This window comes from Microbacterium sp. CIAB417, from assembly GCF_022788845.1.
In genome coordinates, this window is sequence record NZ_JAHZUT010000004.1 from 590,212 (window position 1) to 605,847 (window position 15,636).

At 69.5% G+C, this 15,636-nt stretch carries 15 protein-coding genes; 11 read left to right on the plus strand and 4 right to left on the minus strand.

The window, feature by feature from the left end; translation table 11 throughout:
• Positions 1 to 86: 86 nt before the first annotated feature.
• Positions 87 to 785, plus strand: coding sequence for a GTP pyrophosphokinase family protein (locus KYX17_RS20230; RefSeq protein ID WP_243228967.1), 699 nt, complete (start codon positions 87 to 89; stop codon positions 783 to 785).
• Between the two features lie 19 nt (positions 786 to 804).
• Here the strand turns inward: KYX17_RS20230 and KYX17_RS20235 are convergent, their stop codons facing one another.
• Together KYX17_RS20235 and KYX17_RS20240 are read right to left on the minus strand one after the other, a co-directional pair.
• Positions 805 to 2,019: an amidohydrolase gene (locus tag KYX17_RS20235; protein ID WP_243228969.1), complete on the minus strand. Its 1,215-nt coding sequence runs from the start codon at positions 2,017 to 2,019 to the stop codon at positions 805 to 807.
• A 26-nt stretch (positions 2,020 to 2,045) separates the two neighbouring features.
• Positions 2,046 to 2,693 carry a TetR/AcrR family transcriptional regulator gene (locus KYX17_RS20240; protein WP_243228971.1) on the minus strand — a complete coding sequence of 216 codons (648 nt, stop codon included), beginning with the start codon at positions 2,691 to 2,693 and terminating at the stop codon, positions 2,046 to 2,048.
• Positions 2,694 to 2,845: 152 nt separating this feature from the next.
• Here KYX17_RS20240 and KYX17_RS20245 point away from each other — a divergent pair, with 152 nt between their 5' ends.
• The 6 genes from KYX17_RS20245 (at position 2,846) to KYX17_RS20270 (ending at position 10,610) form a co-directional block, all read left to right on the plus strand.
• A complete protein-coding gene (locus KYX17_RS20245; RefSeq protein WP_243228973.1) occupies positions 2,846 to 4,513 on the plus strand; it encodes an ABC transporter substrate-binding protein in 1,668 nt (555 codons plus the stop codon).
• A 68-nt stretch (positions 4,514 to 4,581) separates the two neighbouring features.
• Positions 4,582 to 5,406 (plus strand): ABC transporter ATP-binding protein, encoded by an 825-nt coding sequence (locus tag KYX17_RS20250; RefSeq protein ID WP_243228975.1) that lies wholly within the window; start codon positions 4,582 to 4,584, stop codon positions 5,404 to 5,406.
• On the plus strand, positions 5,403 to 6,212 hold the full coding sequence (locus tag KYX17_RS20255; protein WP_243228977.1) for an ABC transporter ATP-binding protein: 810 nt from the start codon (positions 5,403 to 5,405) through the stop codon (positions 6,210 to 6,212). The genes KYX17_RS20250 and KYX17_RS20255 overlap by 4 nt, the downstream gene beginning before the upstream one ends.
• A complete protein-coding gene (locus KYX17_RS20260; RefSeq protein ID WP_243228979.1) occupies positions 6,209 to 7,288 on the plus strand; it encodes an ABC transporter permease in 1,080 nt (359 codons plus the stop codon). The genes KYX17_RS20255 and KYX17_RS20260 overlap by 4 nt, the downstream gene beginning before the upstream one ends.
• Before the next feature lie 2 nt (positions 7,289 to 7,290).
• Positions 7,291 to 8,379: an ABC transporter permease gene (locus tag KYX17_RS20265; protein ID WP_374208973.1), complete on the plus strand. Its 1,089-nt coding sequence runs from the start codon at positions 7,291 to 7,293 to the stop codon at positions 8,377 to 8,379.
• A complete protein-coding gene (locus KYX17_RS20270) occupies positions 8,376 to 10,610 on the plus strand; it encodes a glycoside hydrolase family 3 N-terminal domain-containing protein (protein ID WP_243228981.1) in 2,235 nt (744 codons plus the stop codon). Before KYX17_RS20265 ends, KYX17_RS20270 begins: the two co-directional genes overlap by 4 nt.
• A gap of 39 nt (positions 10,611 to 10,649) precedes the next feature.
• On the opposite strand, the gene KYX17_RS20275 is transcribed toward KYX17_RS20270, so the two are convergent.
• Positions 10,650 to 11,009: a MerR family transcriptional regulator gene (locus KYX17_RS20275; protein WP_243228983.1), complete on the minus strand. Its 360-nt coding sequence runs from the start codon at positions 11,007 to 11,009 to the stop codon at positions 10,650 to 10,652.
• Between the two features lie 92 nt (positions 11,010 to 11,101).
• Here KYX17_RS20275 and KYX17_RS20280 point away from each other — a divergent pair, with 92 nt between their 5' ends.
• Entirely contained in the window at positions 11,102 to 12,607 is a 1,506-nt protein-coding gene (locus KYX17_RS20280; protein ID WP_243228984.1) for a SulP family inorganic anion transporter, read from the plus strand.
• A 270-nt stretch (positions 12,608 to 12,877) separates the two neighbouring features.
• Here the strand turns inward: KYX17_RS20280 and soxR are convergent, their stop codons facing one another.
• A complete protein-coding gene (soxR, locus tag KYX17_RS20285) occupies positions 12,878 to 13,345 on the minus strand; it encodes a redox-sensitive transcriptional activator SoxR (protein ID WP_308220921.1) in 468 nt (155 codons plus the stop codon).
• Positions 13,346 to 13,414: 69 nt separating this feature from the next.
• Between soxR and fdxA the strand changes: the two genes are divergently transcribed.
• The 3 genes from fdxA to KYX17_RS20300 are packed head-to-tail and all read left to right on the plus strand — an operon-like array spanning position 13,415 to position 15,635.
• On the plus strand, positions 13,415 to 13,741 hold the full coding sequence (gene fdxA / locus KYX17_RS20290) for a ferredoxin (protein ID WP_243228986.1): 327 nt from the start codon (positions 13,415 to 13,417) through the stop codon (positions 13,739 to 13,741).
• Positions 13,738 to 15,120: an FAD-dependent oxidoreductase gene (locus tag KYX17_RS20295; RefSeq protein ID WP_243228988.1), complete on the plus strand. Its 1,383-nt coding sequence runs from the start codon at positions 13,738 to 13,740 to the stop codon at positions 15,118 to 15,120. Before fdxA ends, KYX17_RS20295 begins: the two co-directional genes overlap by 4 nt.
• Positions 15,117 to 15,635: a flavin reductase family protein gene (locus tag KYX17_RS20300; protein WP_243228990.1), complete on the plus strand. Its 519-nt coding sequence runs from the start codon at positions 15,117 to 15,119 to the stop codon at positions 15,633 to 15,635. The genes KYX17_RS20295 and KYX17_RS20300 overlap by 4 nt, the downstream gene beginning before the upstream one ends.
• Position 15,636 lies beyond the last annotated feature (1 nt).

A 15,636-nucleotide genomic window follows, 5' to 3' on the forward strand; every position in this document is an offset into this window, starting at 1 on the left:
CATCGTCGCAGCGCGGGGGCGCTCCCGTCGTCGGCTCATCGCGAACGCACAGCCCTTTCCGATCACGGACTTGTAACGTCGAGGGCATGACGACCGTTGACGTCACCGAGGACACCATCCGCCAGACCAAGGAGCTCCGCGATGAGTTCCAGCGGTTCCTCCGGGAGTACGAGTTCGGGATGCGCGAGGTCGAGACCAAGATCTCGATCCTGCGGGACGAGTTCACTCACGATCACTCGTACAACCCGATCGAGCACGTCACGAGCCGACTGAAGTCACCCGACAGCATCGTCGAGAAGATCGCCCGCAAGGGCATCGACGAACCCGACTTCGCGAGGATCCGTCAGGAGATCACCGACATCGCCGGCGTCCGCGTCACCTGCAGCTTCGTCGCGGACGTCTACCGGCTGTTCGACCTGCTGACCGCTCAGGACGACATCACCGTGCGCGTCGTGAAGGACTACATCGCCAACCCGAAGCCGAACGGCTACAAGAGCCTGCACGTCATCCTCGAGGTGCCGGTGTTCCTGTCCACCGGCGCACTGTCGGTCCCCGTCGAGGTGCAGTTCCGCACCATCGCCATGGACTTCTGGGCGAGCCTGGAGCACAAGATCTATTACAAGTTCTCCAGCCAGGTTCCCTCGCACCTCGTCGACAGCCTGACCGACGCGGCCGAGGCCGCCGCCGAACTGGATCTTCGCATGGAGCGGCTGCACCGCGAGGCGCACGGATCGACCAGCCGTCAGCTCGCCCCGCCGCCCCCGCCGCGCGTCGTCGAGGTCTGAGGGGCGCGGCAGTCCCTGCTCAGTCCAGGAACTCGCGTGCGGCCGTCGTCATCGCCGTCACGCCGACCTCGAGCGTGGGGTGGATCTCCGGGGCGTAGAACGGGGAGTGGTTGGTGGGGATGTCCTCGGCCAGGCGTCCCGCAGCCGCGGCCTCGGCGAACGCTGCAGGGTCGGCTCCGCCCCAGAACCAGAACACCAGCGGTGCTCCGGCGTCGCGCGCGAACCACGAGACGTCCTCGCTTCCGGTGAACATGCCGGGGTCGATCACGCTCGCCTCGCCGAGCACCCGGCGCAACGCGTTCGTCACGCGCTCCGTGGCCTCGGCGTCGTTGATCGTGGCCGGCAGCGTGTGCAGGGTGCGGATGTCCGGCTCGCGTTCGGCGCCCGACGCCAGCGACTCGGCCCGCACGATGCGTTCGACGCTGGCGAGCACCTTCTCGCGCGACGCGTCGTCGGGGTAGCGGAGGCTGAGCTCGAGCTTCGCCTCCGCCGGGATGATGTTGTTCTTCAGGCCCGCGTGGATCGCGCCGACGGTGACGACGCCGACCCCCTGCGGGTCGATCTCGCGCGAGGCGATGGTCTGCAGACGCATGACGGTCGCCGCCGCCATCACCACGGGGTCGATCGTGGCGTGCGGGCGCGAGCCGTGACCGCCGCGGCCGTGCAGCGTCACGCTCAGCCCGTCGGACGCCGCCATCTGGGTGCCGCTGCGCACGCCGACGACGCCGGCCGGGAGCGGCGTGACGTGCTGTCCCAGCACGACGTCCGGCCGGGGATAGCGGTCGAGGACGCCGGCGTCGAGCATCGCCCTGGCACCCGCGCCGTACTCCTCGGCGGGCTGGATCAGCACGACGACCGTGCCCGACCAGTCCGCACGGCTCGCGACGAGCTGCTCGACGGCGCCGATCATCGCGGTGACGTGCATGTCGTGCCCGCAGGCGTGCATGACGGGCACGGTCGCGCCCTCGGGGTCCACGCCGGTCGCGGTGCTGGCGTAGGCGAGGCCGGTCTGCTCCTCGACGGGCAGCGCGTCCATGTCGGCGCGCAACCAGACGGTGGGTCCCTCTCCGTTCGACAGCAGACCGACGACGCCGGTCACGCCTAGGTTCTCCTCGACCTCGAGTCCGAGGTCGCGGAGGTGCTGGGCTGCGATGCCGGCGGTGCGGGTCTCCTGGAAGGACAGCTCGGGGTGCCGGTGCAGGTCCGTGTAGAGGGCCTCGAGGTCGATGGTCATGCCCTCACCCTAGCCGGGCCCGTCGCTCACACCTGCCGGTAGGAGGCCAGCTCCGGTCCTGGTTCGAGCACGGCGTTCACGATCGAGCGGATCGCGAACTCGCTCGCGCCGCCCAGCTCGACCACGTCGGGGTGCAGCAGCCACTGCAGCTGCAGACCGTCCATGACCGCCAGGATCGCCGCGGACGCCGCGGCCACCGTCTCCGGCTCCGTGACGCCCTGCTGCGCGCACAGCTCGGCGAACGCCTCGGAGATCTCGCGACGCAGCGTCGTGTACCGCTCCTCGAAGTACTCCCGGCCGGGATGCTCATCGGTCACGCTCTCGGAGGAGAGCACGGTGTACGCCTGGACGATGCCGGGCCGCTTCTCGTTCGCGAACGCCGTGCGCACGAGGTGCAGGAACAGCTCGGGGCCTCCGGGGATGTGCTTCTCCTCGAGGTCCTCGACATCCGCCTGATCGCGGTAGGCGAGCACTTCGAGCAGCAGCTTCTGCTTGGAGCCGAAGTGATGCAGGACGCCGGCGTGCGTGATGCCCACCTGCTCGGCGACGTCGGCGAGCGTGCCGTTGGTCGATCCCTTGTTGCCGAAGATCTCGACGGCCGCCTTGAGGATCTGCTCGCGCTTCGCGCGCGTGGCGGGGCGGGTGCGCACGGCATCCTCACTGCTGCTGGCCACGGTGCCTCCGTTGCTGTTCTGTGACTTGCCATGTTACTTACTGATGAGTAACCTCGCATCAACTTACTTTCTCGCCAGTAAGTTTCGGTACCCCCGCCACCGCGTGCAGACGACCGGTGGTTCCGCACAAAGACCGTGCCCTAGGAGAAGCAATGAAGCTCAGAAAGTCCCTGATCGCGGCCGCCGCGGTCGCCGCCCTCGGCACCACGGTGCTCGCCGGATGCTCGTCGGGCGGTGGCGACGACGGCGGTGACGCCGGCGCCGGCAGCGTCGCCCTCACGATCGCCAAGCCCGACGGGGCGATCACGACGGAGTCGCACAACCCCTACCTCGGGGACTCGTCGGCCTCGAAGTACGGCTACGCCAAGGTCATCTTCGAGCCGCTCGCCCTCGTCAACCCGACCGGCGACCTGGGGACCACCCCGTGGCTCGCGGAGTCCGTCGAATGGAACGAGGACTACACCGAGCTCACCGTCGTCCCGCGTGCGGACGTGACGTGGAGCGACGGCGAGCCGTTCACGGGTGAGGACATCGTGTTCACGTTCGATCAGTTCCTCAACGGCAAGCTCACCGACTCCTCGGGACTGAACTACCAGGGCGCCACGGTCGACGGCGACACGATCACGCTGACCTTCGGCAACTCCAAGTACACCTCCCAGGCCCGAGTGCTGCACACGCCGATCGTGCCGAAGCACATCTGGGAGAACATCGAGGACCCGAACACCGACCCGCTCACCGGCGAGGGGCTCGCGGTCGGCACGGGACCCTACGTGCTCGACAGCTGGACCACCGAGTCCGTCACCCTGACCGCGAACGAGGACTACTGGGGCGGCGAGCTCGCCGTCCCCGAACTGCACTACGTCTCGTACGGCGACAACGCCGCGCTGACGACGGCGCTCGTGTCCGGCGAGGCCGACTGGGCGCAGGCGTTCATCCCGCAGATCGAGGACAGCTATCTCGCGGCGGACGAGGAGAACCACTTCCTGGTGTCTCCGACCGCCGGCGCGGCCACCGTGTTCCTCAACCTGCAGACCGAGCCGTTCGACGACCCGGCGCTGCGCCAGGCGCTGGCGTGGACGATCGACCGTCAGGCGTACGTCGACGTCTCCCGCGAGGGCGCCAGTGAGGCGGTCTGGAACGTCACGGGCCTCGGCGAGCTGCTCTCCGACGAGATCATCGACGAGTACCAGGACGTCGAGTACTCCGTCGACATCGACAAGGCGCGCCAGATCCTCACCGACGCCGGTTACACCTGGGAGGACGAGAAGCTCATCGACCCCGACGGCGCACCCGTCACCTTCTCGATCTCGGTCCCGGCGGGCTGGAGCGACTGGAACACCGAGCAGGCGCTGATCGCCGAGGAGCTCGACGCCGGCCTCGGCATCGAGGTCAAGGTCGACCAGCCCGACTGGGGCGGCTGGGACGCCGCGCGTCAGGAGGGCACGTTCCAGGCGATCATCCACTGGCTCGAGGACACCGGCAACGCGTACGGCCTGTACACCTCCACGATGGACCCGAAGTGGATCGTCGACGGCAAGGCGCAGTTCAACTTCGGCCGCTTCGAGGACCCCGACGTCACCGAAGCGCTGAACACCTACGCCAACGCCGCCACGCAGGAGGAGCGCGACGCCGCGAGCGCGGTGCTGCAGAAGGCGTTCGTCGAGAACGTCCCCGCCATCCCGCTCGGCGCACACCCGCTGCTGGGTCAGTACAACACCCGCAACTACGAGGGCTTCCCGACCGAGGAGGACCAGTACGCGTCGGCTGACCCCACGCAGCCGGGCATCGTCCAGGTGCTGACCAACCTCACCGCCAAGTGACCCCTCCGGCCCGTCGAGCGAGCGGCGCCCGCGTCCTCGCTCGACGGGCCGACGGCGGAAAGGAAACCATGCCAGACCCCCTCCTCACCGTGCGCGACTTCTCCGTCGTGTACGACGTCGAACCCCCCGTCGCCGCGGTCAAGAACGTGACCCTGGAGCTGCAGCGCGGCGAGATCCTCGGTCTCGCCGGGGAATCCGGATGCGGCAAGACGACGCTCGCCTACGGCGTGCAGCGGCTGCTGCGCGCCCCCGCCGTGATCACCGGCGGCTCCGTCGTCTTCCACGACGCCGCCGAGGGCGACATCGACATCAACGCCCTGGACGCCGAGCAGATGCGCCGCTTCCGCTGGGACAAGGTGTCGATGGTGTTCCAGGGCGCGATGAACGCGCTGAACCCCGTCGCGACGATCGGCTCGCAGCTCGAGGACGTCTTCGAGATCCATCGCCCCGACCTCGGCGCCCGTCAGCGCCGGGCCGCGGCGGCCGAGCTGCTCGAGATCGTCAAGGTCGGCGCACAGCGCAGCCGGTCGTTCCCGCATGAGCTGTCCGGCGGGATGCGCCAGCGCGTGATGATCGCGATGGCGCTCGCCCTGCGCCCGCAGCTCATGGTCATGGACGAGCCGACCACCGCGCTGGACGTGCTGGTGCAGCGGGAGATCCTGCGGCAGATCTCGCAGCTGCGGCACGAGTTCGGCTTCTCGGTGATCTTCATCACCCACGACCTGCCGCTGCTGCTGGAGATCAGCGACCGCATCGCGATCATGCGCGACGGCGAGATCGTCGAGCTCGGCACGGCCGAGCGGATCTGGACCGACCCGCAGGACGACTACACGCGGACGCTGCTGGCGTCCTTCCCTCGGCTCACCGGAGAGAAGGGGATGGTGGCGCGATGACCGTGCTCGACTTCTCGCACGTCACGAAGATCTACAACGTCCGCGGCGCCGGGCAGATCAAGGCCCTCGACGACGTCAGCTTCACTCTCCGCTCCGGGCAGACGATCGGCCTCGTGGGCCAGTCCGGCAGCGGCAAGTCCACGATCGCGAAGATCCTCACCCAGCTCGAGACCCCGACGCACGGGGAGGTCCTGCTCGACGGGGCGCCCATCCCGCGCCGCGGCAAGGGGCTGCGCGCGTACCGCCAGCGGCTGCGCATGGTCTTCCAGGACCCGTTCGCCTCGCTGAACCCGTACCACTCGATCGGCTACCACATCGAGCGTCCGCTGCGCCTGGACGGCGTGGTCCCGAAGGCGCAGCAGGATGCCGAGGTGCGCCGGCTGCTCGAACGCGTGCGCCTGATCCCGGATGCCGTCATCGACCGGCGCCCGCACGAGCTGTCCGGCGGGCAGCGTCAGCGCGTGGCGATCGCGCGGGCCCTCGCCTCCCGGCCGTCGCTGCTCGTCGCGGACGAGCCGGTGTCGATGCTGGACGTGTCGATCCGCCTCGGCGTCCTGAACCTGCTCGCCGACCTGCAGCGCGAGGAGGGGCTCGGGGTGCTCTACATCACGCACGACCTCGCGACCGCGCGGCACTTCAGCGACGAGATCATCGTCCTCAATCAGGGGCGGGTCGTCGAGCACGGCCCCGCCGACGACGTCATTCTCCGTCCGCAGGATCCCTACACGCAGGAGCTGCGCGCGGCCTCACCCGACCCCGAGAAGCACTTCGCCTCGGCATCCGGCATCCTGGGAGGTACCCCGTGACCGTCACCGCACCCCGTCTGGACCAGCCGGAGACGGATGCCGTCGCCACCGGCACCACCGCCACCCGGGTCGTCTCGGGATACGCCCGCGTCCCCTGGCGCTTCATCGGCAGCCGTGCCGCGTTCTACCTGTTCACGCTGTGGGCGGCGCTCACGATCAACTTCTTCCTGCCGCGCATGATGAAGGGCGACGCGGTCGACCAGTACCTCGCGCGCAACCGCAACGTGTCCCCGGAGGCCGCGGACGCGCTGCGCTCCCTGCTCGGTCTGGACACCGACAAGACACTGTTCCAGCAGTACCTGGACTACTGGGGTCTGCTGCTGCGCGGCGATCTCGGCGTCTCGCTGCTGCACGGCCTGCGTCCCGTGACGGAGGTGATCTCCCAGGCGCTGCCGTGGACGATCGGCCTGGTCGGCTTCGCGACCATCATCTCTTTCGCCATCGGCACGATCGGCGGTGCCGTCGTCGGGTGGCGCCGCGGCAGCCGCGCGGACGTGCTCATCCCGATCACCACGTTCCTCGGGACGATCCCGTACTTCTGGCTCGGCCTGCTCGCCATCGCCGTGTTCTCGGTGAACCTGGAGTGGTTCCCGATCGGCAAGGCGTACGGGGTGGGAACGACGCCGGAGTGGTCGTTCGAGTTCATCGGGGAGGTGATCCACCACGGGACCCTGCCGGCGGTGACGATCATCATCGCCTCGCTCGGCGGCTGGATGCTCGGGATGCGCAACATGATGCTCACCGTGCTCGACGAGGACTACATCACCGTCGCGCAGGCCAAGGGCATGACGAACCAGCGCGTGCTCTGGAGCTATGCGGCCCGCAACGCCGTGCTCCCGCAGATCCAGAGCTTCGCGCTGTCGATCGGCTTCATCGTCGGCGGCACGATCGTGATGGAGATGGTGTTCAGCTACCCCGGCGTCGGCAAGCTGCTGCTGGACGCCACCAACGCCAAGGACTACGCGCTCATGCAGGGCGTCTTCCTCGTGATCACGCTGTCGGTCCTCGTGGCGAACATCCTCGCCGACGTCGCCTACGCATTCCTCGACCCGCGCACGCGCCAGACGGAGGCCTGAGAATGAACGCTCCCGCTCGCACCACAGACCCCCAGTCCGCTCCGGCGGCGCCGGACACGCTGGCGCTGCGCACGGCCGCGCCCGCGCAGGATCGACCCGAGTCGTTCTGGGCGAAGCTCGGCGACGCCTTCGCGATGTTCCGCAACGGCAAGTCGCTCACGGGACTCGCGATCATCGCGTTCTTCGTCCTGATCGCGGTCTTCGCCGACGTGCTGGCGCCCTATTCGCCCACGCAGGTCGACAACACCCGCCGGTTCGAGCCGCCCTCAGCGGATCACTGGCTCGGCACGACCCACATCGGCGAGGACGTCCTGAGTCAGGTCATCCACGGCACGCGCGGCGTGATCGTCGTCGGCTTCCTCGCCGCGGCGATCGCCACCGTCATCGCGATCACGGTCGGCGTGATCGCAGGCTACATCCGCGGATGGAAGAGCGAGTCGCTGTCAGCGCTGACCAACGTGTTCCTCGTCATCCCCGGGCTCCCGCTCATCATCATCGTGGCGTCCATGTTCGAGGAGCCCCCGCTGTGGGTGATCGCCGCCGTGCTCGGTCTCACCGGATGGGCGTGGGGGGCGCGCGTGCTGCGCGCGCAGACGATGTCGCTGCGCAACCGCGACTTCATCCAGGCCGCCAGGGCCAACGGGGAGCCGCTGCGCCGCATCATCACGATCGAGATGCTGCCGAACCTCATGGCGCTGATCGCCGCGAGCTTCGTCGGCACCGTCACCGCCGCCATCCTCGCGCTCACGACGCTGTCGTACATCGGCGTCATCCCGGTCACCACCTACAACTGGGGCACGATCCTGAACTGGGCGTCGGCGCAGGGCGCGTTCCGGCAGAACCAGTGGTGGTGGTACCTGCCCCCGGGCCTGTGCATCGCGCTGATCGGCGTAGCCCTGGCCCTGATCAACTTCGGGATCGACGAGTACGTCAACCCGCGGCTGCGCTCCGCCGGCGAACGCGCCCGCGCAATGAAGAAGAAGGGGCTGAACGTCAACGACGCCGTCACGGCCGTCCGCCCCAGCGCTCCCGCCGCGGCGGACACGAGCAGCACCACGACCACGAAGAGACCGAAGAACACCGAGAAATGACATCGCAGACGCTCATCGATTCCCTGCCGTACCAGAACCCGTCGCTGTCGGTCCCCGAGCGCGTCGCCGACCTCCTCGGCCGGATGACGCTGGAGGAGAAGGTCGGCCAGATGCTGCAGCTCGACGCCCGCGACGACCTGGACGACCACATCCTGCGGCGCCACGTCGGCTCGATCCTGCACACCTCCCCGGAGCGCATCCTCCGCGCGCGCGAGCTGACGCTGCAGACCCGGCTGGGCATCCCGCTGCTCGTCGGCGAGGACTGCATCCACGGGCACTCGTTCTGGCCCGGTGCCACGATCTATCCGACGCAGCTCGGCATGGCGGCGTCCTGGGACGCGGAGCTCGTGGAGCGGGTGGCCAGGGCCACGGCCGTCGAGGTCGCGGCCACCGGTGTCCACTGGACCTTCTCGCCGGTGCTCTGCATCGCCAGGGACCTGCGCTGGGGACGGGTGAACGAGACCTTCGGCGAGGACCCGTTCCTCATCGGCGAACTCGCCAGCGCCATGGTGCGCGGCTACCAGGGCGAGGGCCTGGCCGATCCGACGGCCATCCTCGCGACGGCCAAGCACTTCGCCGGCTATTCCGAGACCCAGGGCGGACGGGACGCGTCCGAGGCCGACATCTCCCGCCGGAAGCTGCGCAGCTGGTTCCTGCCGCCGTTCGAGCGGGTCGCCAAGGAGGGCTGCCGCACCTTCATGCTGGGGTACCAGACCACGGACGGCGTGCCGATCACCGTGAACGACTGGCTGCTCAGCGACGTGCTGAGGGGGGAGTGGGGGTACACCGGAACCCTCATCACCGACTGGGACAACGTCGGCCGCATGATCTGGGAGCAGCGGATCCAGCCCGACCACACCCACGCGGCGGCCGCCGCGGTGAAGGCGGGCAACGACATGATCATGACGACGCCCGGCTTCTTCGAGGGCGCGCTGGATGCCGTGGACCGCGGGCTCCTGGATCCCGGCGACTTCGACACCGCCGTCGCCCGCATCCTGACCCTGAAGTTCGAGCTCGGGCTCTTCGAGGACGCTCGGATGCCGCGAGAGGGGCTCGAGGCGGTGGTGGGCGGCACCGCGCATGCCGAGCTGAACCTCGAGGTCGCGCGACGCTCGCTCGTGCTGCTCGAGAACGACGGCACGCTGCCCGTGGCGCCGAGCACGATGACGCGCGTCGCGGTCGTGGGTCCGCTCGCGGACGAGGCCCAGGAGCAGCTCGGTGACTGGGCGGGCGGCTCCGGGCAGGCCGGGTGGCTGGACGGACAGCCGCGCGAGATGATCACGACCGTGCTCGACGGGATGCGCGAGATCGCGCCCTGGACCGTGACCTTCGCCCGCGGTGCCGACATCGGGACGCTCGGCCCGGACTCCCGCGGAGCGACGTTCCCGGACGGACAGCCCCGGCCGCCGATCGTGCATCCCGCCGCGGCCGACGACGCCATGATCGCCGAGGCTGTGGCCGCGGCATCCGACTCCGACCTCACCGTCGCCGTCGTGGGCGACTGCCGTGGGCTGTACGGCGAGGCGCGCTCGACGGCGACGCTGGAGCTGATCGGCGGGCAGATCGCCCTCCTCGATGCGCTCATCGCGACGGGGAAGCCCGTGGTGGTCGTGCTGCTGGCCTCGAAGCCGCTGGTGCTGCCGCCGAGCGCGGCGCGCGCGGCGGCCGTCATCTGGGCCGCCAACCCGGGGATGCAGGGCGGGCGGGCGCTCGCCGAGCTGATCACCGGGGCCATCGAGCCCTCCGGGCGTCTGCCGATCTCGTTCGCGCGGCATGTCGGGCAGCAGCCGACGTACTACAACCAGATCCGCGGACAGCACGGCGACCGCTACGCGGACCTGACGCAGGCGCCGGCATGGGCGTTCGGCGAAGGACTGTCCTACACGACGGTGGCGTACGCGGATCTGTCCGCGTCCGTGGTGGGCGACACGGTCGTCGCGGAGGTGACGGTCGCCAACACCGGCGAGCGCCCTACGCGCGAGACCGTGCAGGCGTATGTGAGAGACGAGGTCACGAGCGTCAGCTGGGCGGATCGCGAGCTGAAAGCCTACCGCCAGATCGACCTCGCGCCGGGGGAGTCCGCTCGGGTGCGCCTGGAGGTGCCCGTCGCCGCGTGCACGATCGTGGACGCCGCCGGCGACCGCATCGTGGAACCCGGAGAGTTCCGCCTGCTGGTCGGTCCCTCCTCGCGCGAGGAGACGCTGCTCGAAGCCCCCTTCACACTCGGCTGAGGGCGGGCTGCCGGGAGGGCGCGGTCCGCGCCCCGCGGGTCAGATCGCGTCGAGCTGGGCGAGGAACTCGTCGGCCATCTCCAGCTGGCGCGCCAGCCGGTCGCGGCGCTCGACGGCGTCGACGCGGAAGTCCTGCAGCACGGTGCGCGCTTCGGTGTCATCGCCGTCGGCGGCGTCGATGACCCGGAGCAGATCGCCCATCTGCTCGAGCGAGTACCCGAGCGGCTTCATGCGCCGGATGACGAGCAGGCGTCGCAGGTCGTCGTCCGTGTAGAGCCGGAACCCGCCGTCCGAGCGTCCGGACGGCGTGAGCAGCCCGATCTCGTCGTAGTGGCGGAGCGTGCGCAACGACATTCCGGTGCGTTCGGCGAGTTCGCCGATGTGCATCGTCTCCGGCATCCGTTTCCTCCCAACCCTCACGTTACGTTAGGGTTGCCGTACCGCGCGTGTTCGCGGCGGACCCATGCTTTCACACCGTCCCGGGGAGTCCCATGTCCACGACCGTCGTGCCCGACGACCGCGCCCGTTATCGCGACAACCCCTCGGTCCTGTCGGTGCTGAAGAGTCCGCGCCTGCTCACTCGCGAGGCGCTGGCGGGCCTCGTGGTCGGGCTCGCGCTCATCCCCGAGGCGATCTCCTTCTCGATCATCGCCGGCGTCGACCCGAAGGTCGGCCTGTTCTCCTCGTTCATCATGGCCGTCACGATCGCCTTCGTCGGCGGGCGCCCCGCCATGATCAGCGCCGCCACCGGGGCCGTGGCGCTGGTCATCGCCCCGGTCGCCCGCGAATACGGCATGGACTACTTCATCGCGACGGTCATGCTGGCGGGCGTGTTCCAGATCCTCCTCGCCGTCCTCGGCGTCGCGAAGCTGATGCGCTTCATTCCGCGCAGCGTCATGGTCGGATTCGTCAACGCCCTCGCCATCCTCATCTTCAGCGCTCAGCTGCCGCACCTCGTCGACGTGCCGTGGCTCGTGTATCCGCTCGTCACCGGCGGCATCCTCATCATGGTCTTCATGCCCCGCCTGACGAAGGTCATCCCGGCTCCGCTGGTCTCGATCATCCTCGTCACGGCGGTCGTGGTGGTCTTCGCGCTGAACGTGCCGACGGTGGGAGACGAGGGCGAACTGCCTCGGAGCCTTCCCGAGCTGTTCATCCCGAACGTGCCGCTGACCTGGGAGACGTTCACGCTCATCGCGCCGTTCGCGCTCGCCATGGCCCTGGTCGGACTCATGGAATCGCTCATGACGGCGAAGCTCGTCGACGAGATCACGGACACGCATTCCCGCAAGACCCGCGAGGCGTGGGGGCAGGGTGTCGCCAACGTCCTGTCCGGTCTGTTCGGCGGCATGGGCGGCTGCGCCATGATCGGCCAGACGATGATCAACGTCAAGGCGTCCGGAGCGCGCACCCGCATCTCGACGTTCCTCGCCGGGGTGTTCCTGCTGATCCTCGTCGTGGCGCTCGGCGACTTCGTGGCGATCATCCCGATGGCCGCGCTCGTCGCCGTCATGGTGATGGTCTCGGTCGGCACGTTCGACTGGCACAGCATCCGCCCGTCGACCCTCCGGCGGATGCCGAAGAGCGAGACGTTCGTCATGCTCGCCACGGTCGTCGTGGTCGTCCTCACGCACAACCTGGCGATCGGCGTCGTCGTGGGCGTGTTCGTCGCCTCCGTCCTGTTCGTGCGTCGGGTGGCGCACGTCGTCACGGTCACGCGCACCGCGGGACCGGATGCCGCGCACTACGTCGTGGACGGGGAGCTGTTCTTCGCCTCCAGCAACGACCTCACCACGCAGTTCGAGTACGCCGAGGACCCTGATCGGGTCGTGATCGATCTGTCGCGCTCGCACGTGTGGGACGCCTCGACCGTCGCCGCGCTCGACACCATCGAGACGAAGTACGCTCAGCACGGCAAGTCGGTGGAGTTCGAGGGCATGAACGAGGCCACCGGCCGTTTCCACGGCCGCCTGACCGGCGGCTTCCCGCCCGCCTGACCGGGCTTCCCCGCGGACGTGGCCGTGTATCTCGTCCGCGTGATCGTGTTCCCCGCTGGCGCGGACCCCTCCCTGTCCACCGCTGACCTCTCCTTGTCGTCGAGACCTCTCGTTGTTCACGTGAATGACGAGAGGTCTCGTTACTAACGAGAGGTCTCACCGCGGGTACCGGGGAGCGCGGGGAGGGGCCGGGACGGGGGAAGGACGGGGGAAGGACGGGAAGGGCGGGAGGGCGGGGGAGCGGGCCTGGTGGAGACGGGGTGCGGTCGGTCAGTCCTCGTCATCGAGGCGGCGGGGACCGGCGCCGGAGGCGCCGAGCGCGTCGTCGGGGTTCAGCAGCCCGCAGGCCTTCATCGACAGGCAGCCGCATCCGATGCATCCGGTCAACTCCCGCTCCAGCCGCTCGATGCCCTCCCGACGCCGCTCGAGGTCCCGCTTCCAGCGCCGCGACGCGCGCTGCCAGTCCGCATGGCTCGGCGTCACGGTCATCGGCACGTCCGCGAACGCCTCCTGGACATCCGACAGCGGGATGCCGAGGCGCTTGGCGACGGTGATGAGCGAGACGCGCCGCAGCATGTGCCGTGCGTACCGCCGCTGGTTGCCCGGGGTGCGGGTGGAGGCGATCAGCCCGAGCTGCTCGTAGAAGTGCAGAGCCGACACCGCGACCCCTGTGCGTCGGCTCATCTCGCCGACCGTCAGCAGCTCGTCCGGGGCGTGACCCGCGCTCTTCTCGACCACCGCGACCTCCTCGATTTGACCTCAAGCATACTTGAGGTTTTACGGTGAGAGGGATCGAGGGAGGACCGGATGACGTATGTGATCGCGTTGCCGTGCGTGGATGTGAAGGATCGGGCGTGCATCGACGAGTGCCCGGTGGACTGCATCTACGAGGGTGAGCGCTCCCTGTACATCCATCCGGACGAGTGCGTGGACTGCGGGGCCTGCGAGCCGGTGTGCCCGGTGGAGGCGATCTACTACGAGGACGACCTGCCCGAGGAATGGGCGGACTACTACAAGGCCAACGTCGAGTTCTTCGACGAGATCGGATCCCCCGGCGGCGCCGCCAAGGCTGGCGCCTATGACTTCGACCACCCGCTCATCGCCGCCCTCCCGCCGCAGGAGGGACTCGAATGACTCCGTCTCCCCGGATCGCGATCGTCGGAGCCGGACCCGCGGGGATCTACGCCGCGGACATCCTGCTCGGCCGCGTGCCCGGCGCCCGTGTCGACCTTATCGAGAAGCTCCCTGCTCCGTACGGGCTCGTGCGCTACGGCGTGGCCCCCGATCACCCGCGCATCCGCAAGATCACGGACGCCCTGCACGAGGTGCTGGAGCATCCGTCGATCCGGCTGCTCGGCGGCATCGACGTGGGCGCCGACGTCACGGTGGAGGAGCTGCGCGCCGCTTACGACGGGGTGATCCTCGCCACCGGCGCCGACCTCGACGTGTCGCTCGACATCCCCGGGGCGGACCTGCCCGGTTCCTTCGGCGCCGCCGATCTCGTCGCCTGGTACGACGCTCATCCCGACGTCCCGCGGACCTGGCCGCTGGCGGCCGAATCGATCGCCGTGCTCGGCGCCGGCAACGTGGCCCTGGACGTCACGCGCATCCTCGCCAAGCACGCGGCGGACCTCCACCGCACGGACACGCCGGATCACGTGCTCGACGCGCTGGCGAGCAATCCGGTGCGCGACATCCACCTGTTCGCCCGCCGCGGCCCTGCCGACGTCCGTTTCTCGGCCCTGGAGCTGCGCGAGCTCGGTGAGCAGCGCGACGTCGACGTCCTCGTCGATCCGGCCGAGCTCGAGCTCGACGAGCACGCCGAGCTGATGCTGGAGCAGTTCTCGCAGCGCCGCATCATCCTGCGGACCCTGCGCGAATGGGCCGAGCGGCCCCGTGCTGAGCTGAGGGCCTCCCGCCGCATCCACCTGCACTTCCGGCAGAGGCCGGTCCGCATCCTCGGAGAGCAGGACGTGACCGGCCTCGAGATGGAGCGCACCGTGTCCGACCCGCTCGGACGCATGCAGGCGACCGGCGAGCTCGTCCGGCACGAGGTGGGCGCGGTGTACCGGGCGATCGGCTACCGCTCGTCGCCGGTTCCCGGAGCGCCGTTCGACGTCGACCGCGGCATCATCCCGAACAGGGAGGGCCGGGTCGTCGGCCCCGACGGCGCCGCGATCCCGCGCCTGTACGCCACCGGCTGGATCAAGCGCGGCCCGGTCGGACTGATCGGCTCGACGAAATCGGACGCCGCGCAGACGGTGCAGCACCTCGTCGACGACCTCGCCTCCGCGGAGCCGGTCGTGGCGGCATCCGACCCGCTCGCGCCCCTCGAGGGAATCGTGGACTGGGCGGGATGGTTGCGCATCGACGAGGCGGAGCGCCGTGCGGGCGCCGCCCGCGGCCGCGAACGCACCAAGCTCGTGGACCGCGACGACATGATCGCCCACGCCCGAGGCCGCGACATCGCACCCGCCGGTCCGCACGAGAACAGCACGGAGAACGCCCGATGACCACCCTGCAGCACCCCGCGACCGCTCCCGTCCCGACGCCCGTCGGAGAGGGACTGAAGGCGGCTTTCCGCACCCATCCTGCCGGCGTCGCGATCATCACCGCGATGACCGACACCGGGCCGGTGGGCCTCACGGCATCGAGCGTCGCCTCGGTCGCCGTGGACCCCGCAGCCATCATGTTCTCGGTGACGCGGGCGACCGGAACCGCCGGCGCCCTGCTCGCCGCGGACACCTTCGTCGTCCATCTCATCGACGACGAGCACGCCGACCTGGCGCAGAGCTTCGCGACCAGCGGCGCCGAACGGTTCACCCCGGAGCAGGGCTGGGGCGCTCTCGCCACCGGCGAGCCCCACCTGCCGACCGCCCGCGCCGCTCTGCGCAGCCGTGCTCTGCACACCGTGCCGGTGGGATCGTCGACGGTCGTCATCGCCGAGGTGCTCGACGTCATCACCGGTCCTCTCGGACGACCCGTCGTGTACTTCGATCGCCGCTTCCACCCCGTCCCCGCCGCCTGAA

What these genes read in the sequence shown, in the direction of transcription:
- KYX17_RS20230 (WP_243228967.1), top strand. Translation starts at nt 87, where the DNA reads ATGACGACCGTTGACGTCACCGAGGACACCATCCGCCAGACCAAGGAG.
- KYX17_RS20235 (WP_243228969.1), bottom strand. Translation starts at nt 2,019, where the DNA reads ATGACCATCGACCTCGAGGCCCTCTACACGGACCTGCACCGGCACCCC.
- KYX17_RS20245 (WP_243228973.1), top strand. Translation starts at nt 2,846, where the DNA reads ATGAAGCTCAGAAAGTCCCTGATCGCGGCCGCCGCGGTCGCCGCCCTC.
- KYX17_RS20250 (WP_243228975.1), top strand. Translation starts at nt 4,582, where the DNA reads ATGCCAGACCCCCTCCTCACCGTGCGCGACTTCTCCGTCGTGTACGAC.
- KYX17_RS20255 (WP_243228977.1), top strand. Translation starts at nt 5,403, where the DNA reads ATGACCGTGCTCGACTTCTCGCACGTCACGAAGATCTACAACGTCCGC.
- KYX17_RS20265 (WP_374208973.1), top strand. Translation starts at nt 7,291, where the DNA reads ATGAACGCTCCCGCTCGCACCACAGACCCCCAGTCCGCTCCGGCGGCG.
- KYX17_RS20270 (WP_243228981.1), top strand. Translation starts at nt 8,376, where the DNA reads ATGACATCGCAGACGCTCATCGATTCCCTGCCGTACCAGAACCCGTCG.
- KYX17_RS20275 (WP_243228983.1), bottom strand. Translation starts at nt 11,009, where the DNA reads ATGCCGGAGACGATGCACATCGGCGAACTCGCCGAACGCACCGGAATG.
- KYX17_RS20280 (WP_243228984.1), top strand. Translation starts at nt 11,102, where the DNA reads ATGTCCACGACCGTCGTGCCCGACGACCGCGCCCGTTATCGCGACAAC.
- fdxA (WP_243228986.1), top strand. Translation starts at nt 13,415, where the DNA reads ATGACGTATGTGATCGCGTTGCCGTGCGTGGATGTGAAGGATCGGGCG.
- KYX17_RS20295 (WP_243228988.1), top strand. Translation starts at nt 13,738, where the DNA reads ATGACTCCGTCTCCCCGGATCGCGATCGTCGGAGCCGGACCCGCGGGG.
- KYX17_RS20300 (WP_243228990.1), top strand. Translation starts at nt 15,117, where the DNA reads ATGACCACCCTGCAGCACCCCGCGACCGCTCCCGTCCCGACGCCCGTC.